Genomic DNA, 18,116 nt, shown 5'->3' on the forward strand with positions numbered 1-18,116 from the left:
CCGGGCGCGGATCGGGATCTCCGCCGACAGGTCGAACGCGTACGCCGCCGCGGCCGCCGCGGCCGCCGCCTGCTCCTGCCGGGGGACCTCCTCGGTCGTCAGCTCCCAGGACAGCTCGTCCGGGTCGAGGATCCGCTGGTACGGCTCTCCGTCCACGGTCGCGATCACGGTACGGAGCACCTCGTGCCGGGCGATCACGTCGCGGAACGCGGCGCCGAGCGCGGCCGGGTCCACGCGCCCCGACAGGCGCAGCGCGACCGGGACGTTGTAGGTGGGGCTCGGCCCCTCCAGTTGGCCGAGGAACCAGAGGCGGCGCTGGGTGAACGACAGGGGCGGCCGTTCGGGCCGCTCGACCGCGGTGAGGGCGGTCCGGGCCCGGTCCGCGCCGGACAGCCGCTCGGCGAACCCGGCCGCGGTCGGCGCCTCGAACACCGCGCGCAGCGGGATCTCCACGCCCAGCGCCGCCCGCATCCGGCTCACCAGCCGCGTCGCCAGCAGCGAATGACCGCCCAGGGCGAAGAAGTCGTCGTCCACCCCCACCCGGTCCACCCCGAGGACCTGGGCGAACATTCCGCACACCAGTTCCTCGAGCTCCGACGACGCGCGGCGGCCGCCCCGGGCCCGCGCCGGCCCGGGAGCCGGCAGCGCCGCCACGTCGACCTTTCCGTTGGCGGTCAGCGGCAGTTCCGGCAGCTCCACCCACGCACCGGGAACCATCGACTCCGGCAGCGCCTCCCGGACGAACGCCCGCAGTTCGTCCGCGTCCACCACCGCACCCGGGGCGGGCACCACGTACGCGACCAGGCGGCGACCGGCCCGCTCGCCGCGCGGCCGCGCCGCTTCGGCGAGGCGCGACCTGGACGCCCCGATCTCCTGCAGGTCGCGGCCGTCGAGGATCGAGGGCTCGCGGACGGGTGCGTCCGGAGCGGCCGTGAGCAGGTCCAGCGCCCGCGGCAGCCGCTCCGCCACCCGCCGCACCGACGCCGGGTCGAACAGGTCGGCGGACCCGATCACCAGCCCGGTCAGCCCGGCCGGGGCGCCGTCGGCGCCGAACGCCTCGGTGGCGAGGACGTCCAGGTCGAACCGGGCCGTCGCCATCGCGACCGGCACCGGCTCGGCCCGCAGCCCGGGCAGCCGGGCGGCGGCCTCGTCGGTGTTCTGCAGGGTCAGCATCACCTGGAACAGCGGGTTCCGCGACAGCGAGCGGCTCGGCGCCAGCTCCTCCACGAGCCGCTCGAACGGCACGTCCTGATGGTCGAACGCCGACAGGCCCGTCTCCCCGACGCGGGCGAGCACCTCCCGGAAGGTGGGGTCGCCGGACAGGTCGGTGCGCAGGACCAGCGTGTTGACGAAGAACCCGACCAGGTCCTCCAACGCCGGTTCCGTGCGCCCCGCCACGTCCGTCCCGATCGGGACGTCCTCGCCCGCCCCCAGCCGCGACAGCAGCACCGCGAGCGCCGCCTGGAGCACCATGAACACGGTGACGCCCTCGGCCTGCGCCAGCTCGACCACCCGCGCGTGCACCTCGGCGGGGACGTCCAGCGGCACGCGATGCCCCCGGTACGACGCGGCGGCGGGGCGAGGACGGTCGAACGGCAGGTCCAGCTCCTCGGGGGCGCCCGCCAGCGCCTCGCGCCAGAACGTGAGCTGACGTGACATCAGGCTGTCCGGATCGTCCGCGTCACCCAGCAGTTCCCGCTGCCACAACGCGTAGTCCGCATACTGCACCGGCAGGGGCTCCCACGCGGGGCCGCGGCCGGAGCACCGCGCCTCGTACGCGGTCGCCAGGTCGCGGGCCAGCGGCCCCATGGACCAGCCGTCCCCGGCGATGTGGTGCACGACGATCAGCAGCGCCCACTCCTGCGGCCCCACCCGGAACAGCGACGCCCGGAGAGGCGCGTCGCGGCCCAGGTCGAAGGGCCGCCGCGCCTCGGCGGTGAGCGCGGCGTCGAGTCCCGCCGCGGCGACGTCGGCGCGGGCGAGCTCCCACCCCAGCTCCTCCACGCTCAGGATGCGCTGGCCCGGCTCGCCGTCCTCGGTGGCGAACACCGTCCGCAGCACCTCGTGCCGCTCCAGGACGTCGCGGAACGCCGCGTCCAGCGCGCTCACGTCGAGACGTCCGGTCAGCCGCACCGCCACCGGCAGGTTGTAGGTCGAGCCCGGCCCTTCGAGCTGGGCGACGAACCACAGCCGGCGCTGGGCGAACGACAACGGAATCATCGGGCTCCCTCCCGCTCGCGCATCGGCCGGAGGGCCGGTCGCTCCGATCTGCGATCTCCGAGGCGGCCGGCGAGCGCGGCCACCGTGCGCGCCTCGAACAGGACGCGCAGCGGCGCGTCCACGCCCAGCGCGGCGCGCACCCGCCCCATCAACCGGGTGGCGAGCAGCGAGTGGCCGCCGAGCGCGAAGAAGTCGTCGTCCACCGAGACCGTCTCCAAGCCCAGCACCTGCGCGAACAGCGCGCAGAGGGCCTCCTCGCGCGGGCTGGAGGGCGCGCGGCCCGCACCCGCCCGCGCGGCGGTGTCGGGCGCGGGCAGGGCGCCGTGGTCGAGCTTGCCGTTGGCGGTCAGCGGCAGCGCGTCCAGCACCATGACGGCGGCGGGCACCATGTGAGCGGGGAGCCGCCGCGCGATGTGCTCGCGGACCGCGGCTTCCAATCCCGATCCGCCGTCCTCCGCCGGACCTCCGTCTCCTGGGGGCGCGGGGACGACATAGGCGACGAGCCGCCGATCGCCGGGCACGTCCTCGCGCGCGACCACCGCGGCCGCGGCGACGTGCGGATGGTCCGCCGCGACCGCGCGGACCTCGCCGGGCTCCACCCGGAACCCCCTGATCTTCACCTGGTCGTCCGCGCGGGCCGCGTACTCCAGCCGCCCGTCCGGGCGCCACCGGACGCGGTCGCCCGTCCGGTACAGCCGCCCTCCCGGCTCGCCGGACCGGGCCCCGAAGGGATCGGCGACGAACCGCTCGGCGGTGAGACCGGGACGGCGCGCGTAGCCGCGGGCGAGGCCCGGGCCGGCGACGTACAGCTCGCCGACCACCCCGGGCGGGACCGGTCGCAGGGCGCCGTCGAGCACGTAGATCCGGGTGTTGAGGACAGGGCCGCCGATGTCCGGGGGGCCGTCCGGCGGCAGCGGCTCGGACGCGGTCGCGCAGACGGTCGTCTCGGTCGGGCCGTAGGCGTTGACGAACCGGCGGCCGGGCGACCAGCGCGCCGCCTCCCGCGGGCCGAGCGCCTCGCCCGCCGACACCAGGGTCGTGACCGACGGCAGGTCCGCCGGATCCAGCACCGCCAGGACCGAGGGCGGGACGGTCAGGTGCGTCACCCCGTGCCGGGCGACGGTCCCGGCGAGCTCGGGACCCGGCAGCAGCGCCTCCGCGGGGGCCACCACCAGCGCGGCGCCGGTGCACAGCGCCATCACCAGTTCCCAGGTGGCCGCGTCGAATCCGGGCGAGGCGAACTGCAGCACCCGGCTTCCGGGGCCGACCTCGAACCGCCGCACCTGGGCGGCGACCAGGCTCGGCACGCCGGCGTGGGTCACCGTGACGCCCTTGGGCGTGCCGGTCGAGCCGGACGTGAAGATCATGTACGCGGGGTGGTCCGGGCGCAGCGCGGCGAGCCGCCCGGCGTCGGTCACGTCGGTGTCGGTCACGTCGGTGTCGGTCACGTCGGCGGCGGACGCGTCGGCGGCGGACGCGTCGCCGGTGTCCGCCGCGCGGCCCCGGACCCGGTCGCCTTCGACGACCAGCACCGGCACCGCGGCATCTGGCGGGACCACGCGGACGCACCCGGCGGACGCCAGCACCAGCGCCGCGCCGGACTCCCCGAGCATCAGCGCGATCCGTTCCGCCGGATACCCCGGGTCCACCGGGAGGTAGGCGCCGCCCGCCTTCAGGACGGCCATCAGCACGACGACCAGGTCGGCGCCGCGGTCCATCACGACCGCGACGACCGTCTCCGGGCCGACCCCCTCGGCGATCAGCGACCGCGCCAGCCGGTTCGCACGCGCGTTGAGCTCCCCGTAGGTCAAACCCGCGGCGTCGTCGACCAGCGCGAGCGCGCCGGGCGCGGCCGCGGCCCGCGCCTCGAACAGCTCGGGGACGGTGGCGGGCGGGACGTCCTCGCCGGTGGCGTTCCAGGCGGCGAGAAGGCGGTCGCGTTCGGCGTCGTCCAGCACCTCGACGGCGCTCAGCATGAGGTCCGGGCCACCGCCGAGGGCCGTCTCCAGCGCCGCGACCAGGTTCTCGGCCGCGGTGCGCACCAGCGCGCCCACCGCCCCCGCGTCGATCGGCGGCGCGGCGTCCACGACCACCGCGATCGCGTCGTCGTTGTCGTCGATCGCCACCGCGAGGGGGTAGTTGGTGCGCTCGCGCGTGAACAGCAGCCGGGCGCCCTCCATTCCGGGGCGCTCGTCCACGCGCCGTCCGGAGCCCTCGTCGCCGGTACCGTGCCGGTAGTTGAACGGGGCGGTGAACAGGGGCGCGTCGCCCGCCACGCCGCTGGCGCGCTGCGCCAGCGCGAGCGAGGCGTGCTCGTGCTCCAGCAGCTCGGCGAGCTGGGCGCGCATCGCGGCGACCGCTTCCAGCACGCCCGTCCCGCCGGTCCGGACGCGGACCGGCAGCGTGTTGATGAACGGCCCCGGCACCCGGTCCGAACCGGTCCCCGCGGTCATCCGGCCGAACAGCACGGTGCCGAACACCACGTCGTCGCGGGCCGACATCGCCGCGAGGGCCCGCGCCCACGCGACGTGCATCACCGTCGCCGCGCTCACGCCGAGGCGGCGCACCACCTCGCGGAGCCGCCGCCGGGTGCCGTCCGCGAACGGCACCCGGACGCGGACGGCGTCCGTCCCGTCCCCGTGCACGTCCACCAGCCCGAAGGGGGCGGTGGGCTCGGTCACGTCGGCCAGCAGCCGCGCGAAGTACCGTTCGTGCTCGGCCTCGCTCGCGCCCCTGCGCGCCTGCGCGACGAAGTCGCGGAACGGAAGCGGCGCGGGCAGGTCGGCGCCGCGGCCGGCGAGGAACGCCTCGACCTCCCCGAGCACGACCTCCATCGCCGTGTGGTCCTGGACCATGTGGTGCACCCGGACCAGGCCGAGCCACCGGCCGCCCGGCAGACCCGCCACGTGGACCCGGATCAGCGGCGCCCGGCCGAGGTCGACGGCCATGCCGACCGAGGAGAGCAGCTCCGCCGCGGGGTCGGCGGCGCCCGGGGCGAGCGCGACCTCCTCGACCGGCAGGGCGGCGCGGCGCCACACCACCTGGACGGGTTCGCGGACGCCCTCCCACACGATCGAGGTGCGGTAGATGTCGTGCCGGTCCACCACCTGCTGGAGCGCGTCCAGGAACCGGTCCAGCCCGGTGCGCGCCTCGAACTCCAGCAGCGTCGGCAGCACGTAGACGTCGTCGCCGCCGTCGGCCAGCAGGTGGTGGAACAGCAGGCCCTCCTGCAGCGGCGCGAGCGGGTAGATGTCGGCGATGTTCGCGGCCCCGCCCGCCACGGTCGCGGCGATCCGTTCGATCTCGGCGGCGTCCAGCTCGACCAGCGGGAGCATGTCCGGGGTGATGGCCGCGGCCCCCGCCGGGATCAGGGACGCGGGAACCGCCTCGGCCCGCGGGGCACCGTCAGGCCCGGACGACGCGGCGAGCGCGGCGGCGGTCGGCTTGTCGAACAGCATCCGCACCGGCACCGTCACGCCGCGCTCCCGCAGCACCTCCACCAGCCGCACGGCCAGCAGCGACTGGCCGCCGAGCTCGAAGAAGTCGTCGTCCGGCCCCACCTCGGAAAGCCCCAGGACCTCGGCGAACGCCTCGCACAGGATCCGCTCGCGGGTGCTGGACGGCGCCCGGCCCGACCCGGCCATCGCGGCGAAGTCGGGGACCGGGAGCGCGTCGTGGTCCAGCTTGCCGTTCGCGGTGAGCGGCAGCGCGTCCAGTGAGACCACCGCGGCGGGCACCATGTGCTCGGGCAGCCGCCGGCCGGCGAACTCCCGGACGCTCGCCGCCAGGTCGTCCAGCCGGTCGGTGTCGGCCGGGACGGCGTAGGCCACCAGGCGCCGGTCTCCCGGAGCGTCGCCCCGGGCGACCACCGCCACCCGCGCGACCCGGGGATGCGCGGCCAGCACCGCCTGCACCTCGCCCGGCTCGATCCGGAAGCCGCGGACCTTCACCTGGTCGTCGGCGCGGCCGGCGAACTCCAGCCGCCCGTCGAAGTGCCGGCGCGCGACGTCCCCGGTGCGGTACATGCGCGTCGCCGGCTCGAACGGGCAGGCCACGAACCGCTCGGCCGTCAGCCCCGGCCGGCCCGCATAGCCGCGGGCCAGTCCCGCACCGGTGACGTACAGCTCGCCCGCCACCCCGGCCGGCACGGGCCGCAGCAGGTCGTCGAGCAGGTAGACGCGGGTGTTGGCGACGGGTCCGCCGATCACGGGCCGGTCGCCCGGCTCCAGCGGCGCCGACATCGTCGCCACGACCGTGGTCTCCGTGGGGCCGTAGGCGTTGACGAACCGCCTGCCGCGCGACCACCGGTCGACGGTCTCCGCGCCGACCGCCTCGCCTCCCGACGCCAGCGTCCGCACCGACGCCAGGTCCGCCGGGTCCAGCACCGACAGCATCGCGGGGGTCGCGAACAGGTGCGTCACCCCGAGCCGGGCGATGGTCTCCGCCAGGCCGTCGCCGGGGCGCAGGTCGTCCGCGGCCGCGACGGCGAGGGCGGCACCCGACCCGAGCGCCATCCACACCTCCCAGGTGGCGGCGTCGAACCCCGGGGAGGCGAACTGCAGGACCCTTCCGCCCTCGCCGAGGGCGAGGCTCCGGCGCGTGGACGCCACCAGGCTCGCCACCCCGCGGTGCGGCACCACGACCCCCTTCGGGGTGCCCGTCGACCCCGACGTGAAGATCATGTAGGCCGGTCGGTCCGGCGCCGCCGGCGCGAGCCGCTCGGCGTCGGCGACCGTCCCGTCCGGCAGACCCGCCAGCCGTTCCACCGTCGAAGGCCGGTCGAGCACGAGCAGCGGCACCCCGGTCGACTCCGGGACGGCCGCCTCGGTCGCCGCCGAGGCGAGCACGTGCACCGCGCGCGACTCGCCGATCATGAAGGCGATGCGCTCCTGCGGGTTGCCGGGGTCGATCGGCAGGTACGCCGCGCCGGCCTTCAGGACGCCGAGCAGCGCCACGACCAGCCGGGCGCCGCGGTCCACGACCACGGCGACCACCGACTCCGGGCCGACGCCGTGGCCGATCAGCAGCCGCGCGAGCCGGTTCGCCCGCGCGTCCAGCTCCGCGTACGTCAGCTCTGCACCGTCGGCCACCAGAGCGGTCGCATCGGGCGCGGACGCCACGACGGACTCGAACAGCTGCGGCACGGTCACGGCGGGCAGATCCTCCGCCGTGTCGTTCCACCGCGTCAGCGCCTTGTCCCGCTCTTCCCCGCCCAGCACCTCGACGGCGTTCAGCGGGATGTCGGGACCGCCGTCCAGGGCGGCCTCCAGTGCCGTCACCAGGTTGCCCGCGGCGGTGCGCATCAGCGCGCCGACCCCGCGGCCCTCGATCGGCGCGACGGCGTCCACGACCACTTCCAGCGCGTCGCCGCTGTCGTCGATCGCGACGGCGAGGGGGAAGTTGGTGCGGTCGCGCGACGACAGCAGGCGGATTCCCGCCATCACCTCGTCCCGGCCGCCCTCGGCGCCGCTGTCCAGGCCCTCGCCGACGAGGTGCCGGTAGTTGAACAGCGCCGTGAACACCGGCGTGTCGCCCACCATGCCGCTCGCCTCCCGGGCCAGCGCGAGCGGGGCGTGCTCGTGCTCCAGCAGGTTCCCGAGCTGGCCGCGCATGGCCGCCACGGCGGCGAGCACGGTCGCCTCGCCCGTCCGGACCCGCACCGGCAGCGTGTTGATGAACGGTCCCGGCACGCGCTCGGCGCCCTCGCCCGCATTCATCCGGCCGAACAGCACGGTGCCGAACACCACGTCGTCGCGGCCCGCCACGACGGCCAGCACCCGCGCCCACGCCAGGTGCAGGACGGTGGCCGGGCTCGCGCCGAGCCGCCTCGACACCGCCCGCAGCCGCCGGTCCAGCGCGGCGTCGACCGGTGTCCGCTCGCGCACCACGCCGGTGCCGTCGCCGCGGACGTCGACCAGCCCGTAGGGCGCGGTCGGCTCGGTCACGTCTCCCAGCAGCCCGGCGAAGTACCGGCGGTGCTCGTCCTGGTCCACGCCGCCGCGGGCCTGGGCGACGAAGTTGCGGAACGGCACCGGCTCGGGGAGTTCCGCGCCTGCGCCGGACAGGAACGCGGCCACCTCTCCCAGCACCAGGTCCCACGACCGGTGGTCGCGCACCAGGTGGTGGATCCGCATCAGGCCGAGCCACCGGCCGCCGGGGCCCTGCGCCACGTGCAGGTCGATCAGCGGCGCCCGCCGCAGGTCCATCGAGGTTCCGCACAGCTCGACCAGGTCGGCGACGGGATCCGCGGCGGCCGCGTCCAGTGCGACCTCCGCGACCGGGAGGGCGGCGCGGCGCCACACCACCTGCACCGGCTCCCGCACGCCCTCCCAGACGATCGAGGTGCGGTAGATGTCATGGCGGTCGATCACGTTCTGCAGCGCCCCGGCGAACGCGTCCAGTCGTTCGCGGGAGTCGAACTCCAGCACGGCCGGCATGACGTACAGGTCGTCACCGCCGTCCGCCAGCAGGTGGTGGAACAGCAGCCCGGACTGGAGCGGGGCGAGCGGGTACACGTCCTGGACGTTCGGGGCGCCGCCCTCGACCGTCGCGACGATCCGCCGGGCCTCCTCCGGAGTCACGTCCGCCAGCGGCAGCATCTCCGGCGTGATCTCCGTCGCGCCCGGCGGGACCAGAACGTCCGGCACCGCGACCGGCGCGGCGGCGGCCGAGGCGGCGAGCCGCGCCGGGGTCGGCGCGTCGAACAGCGCCCGCACGGACACCGGCACGCCCCGCGACCGCAGGATCTCCACCAGGCGCACCGCCAGCAGCGACTGCCCGCCCAGTTCGAAGAAGTCGTCGTCGACGCCGACCCCGTCCAAGCCGAGCACCTGGGCGAACGCCGCGCACAGGACCTCCTCGCGGACGTCGGCCGGGCCCCGTCCCGTCCCCGCCCGCCGGGCGAGGTCGGGCTCGGGCAGCGCCCGGCGGTCCACCTTCCCGTTGGACGCGAGCGGCAGCGCGTCCAGCTCCACCACCACCGCCGGGACCATGTGCTCGGGCAGCCGCCCCCCGACGAACTCCCGCAGCCCCTCCAGCGGGCCGCCGTCGGTGACGACATAGGCGACCAGCGCGTTCCGGCGTCCGGCCACCGCCGCCTGGGAGACCCGGGGATGCGCCAGGAGCGCCGCCTCGACCTCGCCGGGCTCGACGCGGAAGCCGCGCACCTTGAACTGGTCGTCGACGCGGCCGAGGAACTCGATCCGCCCGTCGGACGTCCACCTCACCCGGTCGCCCGTGCGGTACATCCGCGCAGCGGGGACGAACGGGCAGGCGACGAACCGCTCGGCGGTCAGCCCGGGCCGCCCCACATAGCCACGCGCCACCTGCGCGCCGGCGACGTACAGTTCCCCGGACACCCCGGCGGGGACCGGACGCATCGAGGCGTCCAGAACGTAGAAGGCGGTGTTGGCCACCGGCGAGCCCACCGGGACCAGGCCGTCACCGGCCAGGGACGTGGTGGCCACGCCGATCGTGGCCTCGGTCGGGCCGTAGTGGTTGAACACCCGGCAGCGGTCGGCGTCCACCAGTTCCCGCACCAGGTCGGGCGGGGCGGCTTCACCGCCCAGTACCAGGGACCGGCCCGGAAGAACGGCGGAGGCGCCGAGCGCCGCCAGGTGCGAAGGCACCACCTTCATGAACTCGATGCCGTGCGCCCGGATGTAGGCGGAGACCGCGTCGGGGTCGGTCACGGCGTCCTGGTCGAGGATGTGCAGTTCACCGCCGTGCGCCAGCGCCGCGAACAGCACAGTGTTGCCCAGGTCGGTCGCCTGCGCCTGCAGCAGCAGGTACCGGCCCGGCCCGAACCCCACACGCCCGGGAACCGAGGAGACGTAGTTGGCCACCGCGCCGTGCGTGACCGCCACGCCCTTGGGCCGCCCCGTCGAACCCGACGTGTAGACCACGTACGCGACCCCGTCGGCATGCACCGCCGTCTGCGGGGCGGACCCGGGCGCGGTCTCCACCCGCATGCGGGTGAGCGGATCATCGAGGGCCACCGCCCGGATCCGGCCCGCCGGCAGGTCCTCGGCGATCTCGTCGGTGGTGAGGACCAGCGCCGCGCGTGCGTCGGCCAGCATGAACGCGATCCGCTCGCCCGGCTGCGCCGGATCGAGCGGCAGGTACGCGGCGCCCGCCTTCCACACCGCCAGCATCGCCGTGACCGGCTCCGTCCCGCGCGGCAGGCACACGCCCACCACCGACTCGGCGCCCACGCCTTGCTCGGCCAGGAAGTGCGCCAGCTTGTTCGCGCGCTCGTCCAGCTCGGCGAACGGCACCCGCTCCGCGCCGGCGACCACCACCGACTCCGGCGAGTCCGCCGCCCGCCGCTCGAACAGTTCCACCAGCGACCCGGCGGGCACCCGCTCCCCGGTCGCGTTCCACTCCGCCAGCAGCCGCTCGCGCTCGTCCTGCGGCAGCGCCTCCACCGCGCTCAGCGGCAGGTCCGGGCCACCGTCGAGGGCCCGTTCCAGCGCGTCGACGACCCCCTCGGTCGCGGTGCGGACGAGCGCGCCCACCGCGCAGGGGTCGATGGAGGCCACCGCGTCGACGACCACGTCGATGCCGTCGCCGTTGTCGTCGATCAGGACGACCAGCGGGTAGTTGGTGCGCTCCCGGAGGTGGACGAGGCCGACCCCGTCCGCCACTCCGTCGGGGCCGGCCCCGACGTCCTGCCCGCTGTTGTGCCGGTAGTTGAGGAACGAGGTGAACAGGGGCGTGTCGGCCGCGACGCCGCTGGCGCGCTGCGCCACCGCCAGCGGGGCGTGCTCGTGTTCGAGGAGTTCGGCCAACTGGCCGCGCATGGTCCGCACCGCCTCGAACACACCGGTCCCGTCCGTCCGCAGGCGCACGGGCAGGGTGTTCATGAACGGGCCCGCGACGTGCTCGGCGCCGGGTCCGGCGCTCATCCGCCCGAACAGCACCGTCCCGAAGACGACGTCGTCCCGGCCCGCCACCGCGGCGAGCCCGCGCGCCCACGCGACGTGCATCACCGTCGCCACGCTCACGCCGGCGCGGCGGGCGGTCCGCCGCAGCCGCTCGTGCAGGCGGGGCGGGAGCGGGACCACGCCGTGCGCGGTGTCCGCGCCGTCGCCGCGCACCTCCATCAGGCCGTACGGCGCGGTGGGTTCGGTGACGTCGCCGAGGAGCCCGGCGAAGTACCGTTCGTGGTCCGGCCTGCGCATCTCGTCCCGGGCCCGGGCGACGAAGTCGCGGAAGGCCGGGGGTCGCGGCAGGTGCGCGCCGCGGCCGGTGAGGAACGCCCGCGCCTCCCGCAGGACGATCTCCAGCGTGGTGTGGTCGCGGACGGTGTGGTGCATGCGCACCAGCGCCAGCCGGCGGCCGTCGCGGCCGGGGTCGGCGGCCAGGTGCACGCTCATCAGCGGCGCACGGCGCAGATCCAGCGCGGCGCCGCCGGCGGCGACCAGCTCGGCCACCGGGTCGGCGCCGCCGGGGTCCAGCGTCACCTCCGTCACCGGCAGGACCGCGCGGCGCCACACCACCTGCACCGGCTCCCGCACCCCTTCCCAGACGATCGAGGTGCGGTAGATGTCGTGCCGGTCGACGATGTGCCGCAGGGCGTCGACGAATCCGTCCAGGCGGTCGCGGGAGTCGAACTCCAGCACCGCCCGCATCACGTAGGCGTCCTCGCCGCCCTCGGCGAGCAGGTGATGGAACAGCAGGCCCTCCTGCATGGGGGCCAGAGGGTAGATGTCGGCGACGTTGGCGGCGCCGCCGTCCACGGTCGCGACGACGCGTTCGATCTCGGCGGCGTCCAGCTCGACCAGCGGCAGCATCCCGGGCGTGATGCCGGTGGCGCCGTCCGGGACGGCGCCACCGGGCACCGCGGCCGGCTCCGCGCCGGTGGACAGCGCGAGGCTCGCCGGGGTCGGCCGCTCGAACAGGGTGCGGACCGACACCGGCACCCCGCGGGCGCGCAGAACCTCCTGCAGCCGGATCGCCAGCAGCGAGTGCCCGCCCAGGCGGAAGAAGTCGTCGTCCACCCCGACGGCCGGGAGGTCCAGGATCTCGGCGAACGCCGCGCAGATGGTCTTCTCGCGGTCGCCCGCGGGTTCGCGGCCCGTTCCGGCGAGGCGGGCGAAGTCCGGTGCCGGGAGCGCGGAGCGGTCGAGCTTGCCGTTCGCCGTCAGCGGCAGGTCGTCGAGCGCGATCACGGCCGACGGCACCATGGAGGCGGGCAGCCGGGCGGCGGCGAAAGCGCGCACCGGCGCCGAGATGCCGTCACCGCTCCCGTCTCCGGTGAGGGCGCCGGAGTCCGCGTCGGCGGCGGCCACGATGTAGGCGACCAGGCGGACGTCCCCGGAGCCGCCCTTCGCCGCGACCACCGCGGCCCGCGCGACCCCGGGATGGGCGGCGACCACGGCCTGGACCTCGCCGGGCTCGATCCGGAATCCGCGGATCTTCACCTGGTCGTCGGTCCGGCCGAGGAACTCCAGCCGCCCGTCGGCGGCCCACCGCGCCACGTCCCCGGTCCGGTACAGGCGCCCGCTCGCGTCGAACGGGTCGGCGACGAACCGCTCGGCCGTCAGCCCCGGCCGTCCCGCGTATCCGCGGGCGAGCTGCACGCCCGCGAGGTACAGCTCCCCGGCCGCACCCGCCGGCACGGGTTCGAGCGTCCCGTCCAGCACGTAGGCACGGGTGTTGGCGACCGGGCCGCCGATCGGCACCGGCCCCGCGGTCTGGCCGGCGGGGCACTGCCAGGCCGTGACGTCGACCGATGCTTCCGTGGGGCCGTAGAGGTTGTGCAGCTCGACGCCCGGCAGCAGGTCGAAGAACCGGCGCTGCACGGCCAGCGGCAACGCCTCCCCCGAACAGATCACCCGGCGCAGGCTCGTCGGCGCGGCGGCCGCGGGTTCGGCGAGGAACGCCTCCAGCATCGACGGGACGAAGTGCAGGGTCGTCACCTCGTGCTCGGCGATGAGCGAGGCGAGGACGGCGGGCTCGCGGTGGTCGCCCGGCCCCGCGACGACCAGGGTCGCGCCCTCCAGCAGCGGCCAGAAGAACTCCCACACCGACACGTCGAACCCGGACGGCGTCTTCTGCAGCACCCGGTCGGCGGGCGTGAGTCCGTAGCGCGCCTGCATCCAGGTCAGCCGGTTCACGATCCCGGCATGCGGCACGACCACGCCCTTCGGGACGCCGGTCGAACCGGACGTGAAGATCACGTACGCGGGGTGGCCCGGCCGGAGCCCGGTACCGGCCGGCGCCTCGGCGGACCGGCCGGCCAGGGTGGCCAGGGCGGCGGCCGTGCCCGGGTCGTCCAGGACGAGGGACGACGTCCCGTCGGGCAGCGCGTCGCGGTGCGCGGACGCCGTCACCGTGCAGGCCGCGTCCGCGGCCGCCAGCATCCCCGCGATCCGCTCCGCCGGATGCTCGGGGTCGATCGGCAGGTACGCGGCTCCGGCCTTCAGCACGCCCAGCAGCGTGACCACCAGCTCGATGCTCCGCTCCAGGCAGACGCCGACCACCGACTCCGGCCCGATGCCGCGTCCGGCGAGGAGCCGCGCGAGCCGGTCGGCGCGCGAGTCGAGCTCGGCATACGACAGCTTCGCGTCCTCGAACACCACGGCCGGGGCGCCCGGCGTCCGCGCCACCGCGGCCTCGAACAGCTCGGGGAGCGTCGCCTCCGGGGCGTCCGCCGCCGTGTCGTTCCAGCGGGTGAGGACGCGATGCCGTTCGGCCCCGTCGACGACCCGGACAGCGGCCAGCGGCGCCTCGCGCCCTCCCTCCAGGGCCTGTTCCAGGCCGGCGACGAGATTGCTTATGGCGGTCCGCACCAGCACGGCCACCGCGGCCGGCTCGATCGGGGCGACGGCGTCCACGACGAGTTCGATGCCGTCCGTGTTGTCGTCGACCGCGACCTGCAGCGGATAGTTCGTGCGCTCACGCGCGGACACCAGCCGGGTGCCCTCCATGGCGCCGTCCCAGCGCTCCCACGCGTTCCCGCCCGCGTTGTGCCGGTAATTGAGGAACGCGGTGAACAGCGGCGTCTCACCGGGCATACCGGCGGCGCGCTGGGCGACCGCCAGCGACGCGTGCTCATGCTCCAGCAACCTGGCGAGCTGCCCGCGCATCGCCGAGACCGCGCCCAGCACGCCGTCCCTGCCGGTCCGGACGCGCACCGGGAGCATGTTGAGGAACGGCCCCGGCACCCGGTCCGCCCCCACGCCCGCGTCCATCCGGCCGAGCAGGACCGTCCCGAAGACCACGTCATCGCGGCCCGACATGACCGCCACAGCACGCGCGAACGCCACGTGCACGAGGGTCGCGACGCTCGACTCGAGCCGCCGCGCCGTGGCGCGCAGCCGGGACTCCAGTTCCGGCGGCACCGGCAGCACGGCGTGCGCGGCCTCGGCTCCATCACCGCGGACGTCGGTCACGCCGAAGGGCGCGGTCGGCTCGGTCACCCCGTCCAGCAGCCGGGCGAAATGGCGCTCGTGCGCCTCCTCGGCGTCGCCACCGCGCGCGCGGGCGACGAAGGCACGGAACGGCAGCGGCTCGGGCAGTGCGTCGCCGGTGCCGTCCAGGAACGCCCGGACCTCGTCGATCACCACGTCCATCGCCGTGTGGTCCTGCACCATGTGGTGCACCCTCAGCAGCCCGAGCCACCGCCCGTCCGGCAGTTCCGCGGCGACCAGATCCAGCATCGGCGCCCGCCGCGGATCCAGCGACAGCCCGGCGGCGTCCACCAGGGCGGCGGCCGGATCGGCCGCGTCCGGGGACAGCGCCACCTCGGTCACCGGCAGCACGGCCCGGCGCCACACCACCTGGACCGGTGCCCGCAGCCCCTCCCACGCGATCGAGGTGCGGAAGATGTCGTGCCGGTCCACCACCTTCTGGACGGCGCCCGCGAACCGGTCGAGCCTCTCCCGCGCGTCGAACGCGAGGACGATCGGAAGCACGTAGGCGTCGTCGCCGCCGTCGGCGTACAGGTGGTGGAACAGCAGGCCTTCCTGGATCGGGGCGAGCGGATAGATGTCCGCGACGTTGGCCGCACCGCCGTCCACCGTCGCGACGGCCCGTTCGATCTCGGCGGCGTCCAGGTCGGCCAGCGGCACCATGTCCGGGGTGATCGCGCCGGCACCGTCCGGGACGCGCCCGTCCGGGACGGTGAACCGGGTCGCCTCCGAAGAGGCGGCCAGCGCGGCCGGCGTCGGGGCCTGGAACAGCGCCCGCACGGTGACCGGCACGCCCCTGGCCCGCAGGTTCTCCGCCAGCCGCACCGCCGTGAACGACTGCCCGCCCAGCCGGAAGAAGTTGTCGTCGACGCCGACCTCCGGGACGCCCAGGACCTCGGCGAACGCCGCGCAGAGGATCTCCTCCCGGCCGGTGGCGGGCCGGCGCCGTCCGGCCGCCGCGGTCTGCGCCGCCCGGCCGCCGCTCCCGGTCCCGGCGGCGTCCGCGACGGGCTCGATCCGGCCGTCCGCGGTCCAGCGGACGGTCGCGCCGGTCCGGTGCATCCGCTCGCCCGGTCCGAACGGGCACGCCACGAACCGCTCGGCCGTGCGCGCCGCCGCCCCCGCGTAACCGCGGGCCAGCCCGGGTCCGGCGACGTACAGCTCACCCGGCACGCCCACCGGCGCGGGCCGCAGGCACTCGTCCAGCACGTACCAGCGGGTGTTCACCGGAGGACGGCCGGCCGCCTCCACCGGCCCGCCCTCCCCGGTCTGCCCGCCGTCCGACAGGAGCGGCGCGAGGACGCTGCTCGCCGTCAGCCCGCCCGGCGCGAGGACCATGCGGGGCGGCGCCTCACCGCCGCCCGCCGCCATCGCCCGGTGGACCAGGCCCGCGTGGGTGACCACCGCGCCGCGCGCCGAGACGAGACCGGCGTGCTCCGGCAGCGGAGCGGCACGTTCGCCGGCCCCGGGGTCGAGCCGGGCGAGTCGGTCGATCACCGCCGGGTCGTCGAGCACGACCGTCTCGGTGCCGTCCGGCAGCCGATCGCGCAGGCCGTTCGTGGTGAGGACGAGCGCGACCCTGCAACCTTCGGGGACCGCGCTCGGGTCATCGGGGTTCAGCGAGAGGAGCGTGCCGCCCGCCTTGAGCACGGCCAGCCGCGCGACCACCGCGTCGATGCCCGGCTCCAGGCAGACCGCGACCACCGGTTCCGGGCCGACCCGCCGGGTCGGCAGCCGGCGGGCGAGCCGGTCGGCCCGCCCTTCGAGCTCCCCGAACGAGCAGCCCGTCCCGCCGAACGCGACGGCCGGAGCGTCGGGGGTCCGCGCCGCCTGTGCGGCGAACAGCTCGGGCAGCGTGCCCGCGGGCACCTCGGCGGCCGGGCCGTTCCAATCGACCAGGACGCGCCGCCGCTCCTCGCTCCCCATCACCTCGGCGCGGTGGACCGGCTCGTCCGGCCGGGCCCGGGTGCACCAGTCCACGACGCGCAGGAAGCGCCGCAGGATCTCCGCGGCCTCCTCCCGGTCGTGCAGGTCGGGATTGGCGCCGACGTTGAACTGCAGCCCGGACCTGCTGTAGACGTCGATCTGGACGTCGTCGACGGTCCCGGTCGACAGGTTGCGGGCCGTCACCGGGCAGTCGCCGAACCGCAGGTCGTAGTCGAAGGCCATGACGTTGACGCGCAGCCCGCACACGTCGCCGCCGACGAGGTTCAGGTCGCGGAGCATGTCCTCGTAGCGGTACCGCTGGTGCCGCATACCGCCCCGGACGCCGCGGGCCGTCTGCCGCACGACGTCCCCGAACGTGGTCGCCGGGTCGACGGCCAACCGGATCGGCAGGAGGTTCGCGGTCATGCCGGGCACGCCGAGTTCCCGCCGGCCCGACCGGCCGCGGACCGGGATGCCGATGACGATGTCGCGCTCGCCCGTGACCCGGTGCCGGTACACCGCGGCGGCGCTGATGAGCAGACCGGCCAGGCTGGTTCCGAGCCGGCGGGCGGCGGCCCGCAGCGCCGAGGCGTCGTCCTCGCCCAGGCCGTCCGTCCACCGGGTCGGAGGGCGCTGCGCCCGGTGCGCCGTGCCCGCCCGGTGCCCGATCGCTTCCGGAAGACCGGACAGCACCTCGTGCCAGTACGTCCGGTCCTCGTCGAGCGCGGCCGACGTACGGTAGGCGCGGTCGGCGTCCAGGAGCACCGAGAGGGGCTCCAGAGCGCCCTCCTCCGCCGGGCGGCCCTCCAGCAGCGCGGTGTAGACCGCGGCGACCCGCGAGGCGACCACGAGGCCGCTCTGCCCGTCGTGCACCGCGTGATGGCCGCGCTGGTACCAGAGCGCCCGGCCGTCCGCGACCTTGAACACCAGCAGCGCGCCGAGCGGGCCGTCGAGCATCCGGACCGGGCGGCGCAGGTCGCCCGCCATCCATTCCTCGGCGGCGGCGCGGGGGTCGGGCTCGCCGCTGACATCGACGACGTGCACCGGATCGCCGGGCCCGTCGTGCACGTACTGCCGCGGCCCCGCAGCCGTATCGCAAAAACGCGAGCGGAGACTCTCGGCCTCTCCCCAGACCCGGCGCACCGCTTCGGCGAGAAAATCGATATTGACGTCTCCGTGAATTTCGAGGTACTCGGAGACGCTGAAACTCCAGTTGTCCGGCGCGAGCTGCTGGGCGTACCACATGGCCTGCTGACCGGGCATCAGTTCGCGGAGTTCGCGCTCGGACGTCGCCAATTCACACACCCCAATTCGAGCCAACGAGCACAGGTCACGCCGATCGCGGGCGCCGCGGCACCGTCCACCCAGTCGACAGCAGCGCACTATGCCGCAGAGCCGCGCCGTGGATCAATGGTCCGGAACGCGCCTGCTCCACCGGCCGGGAAATCCGGCGTTCAACCGCGGCGGGAAAACCAGTTGAACGGTCCCTCGCGGGAGAAATCAGAATCTTGACGGCCCCCCTTGGACCATGCCAGCGTGCCTCCGACCCGGGCC

The 18,116-nt window shown here is 75.6% G+C and carries 2 protein-coding genes (1 of these 2 cut by a window edge); both read right to left on the reverse strand.

Going from position 1 to position 18,116, the window contains the following annotated elements; all coding sequences use genetic code 11:
- Positions 1-2,220 carry the 5' end (the start) of a non-ribosomal peptide synthase/polyketide synthase gene (locus QP089_RS37800; RefSeq protein ID WP_285918571.1) on the reverse strand. Its footprint begins 12,309 nt before the window's first position, so only the first 2,220 of its 14,529 coding nucleotides appear in the window; its start codon is at positions 2,218-2,220; the stop codon falls past the left edge of the window.
- Positions 2,217-17,858, reverse strand: a complete 15,642-nt coding sequence (locus tag QP089_RS37805) for a non-ribosomal peptide synthetase (RefSeq protein WP_285918572.1) — start codon at positions 17,856-17,858, stop codon at positions 2,217-2,219. The genes QP089_RS37800 and QP089_RS37805 overlap by 4 nt, the downstream gene beginning before the upstream one ends.
- Positions 17,859-18,116 lie beyond the last annotated feature (258 nt).

Origin of the sequence: Actinomadura opuntiae, assembly GCF_030283205.1 — a bacterium.
In the GTDB taxonomy this organism is placed as follows: Bacteria; Actinomycetota; Actinomycetes; order Streptosporangiales; family Streptosporangiaceae; genus Spirillospora.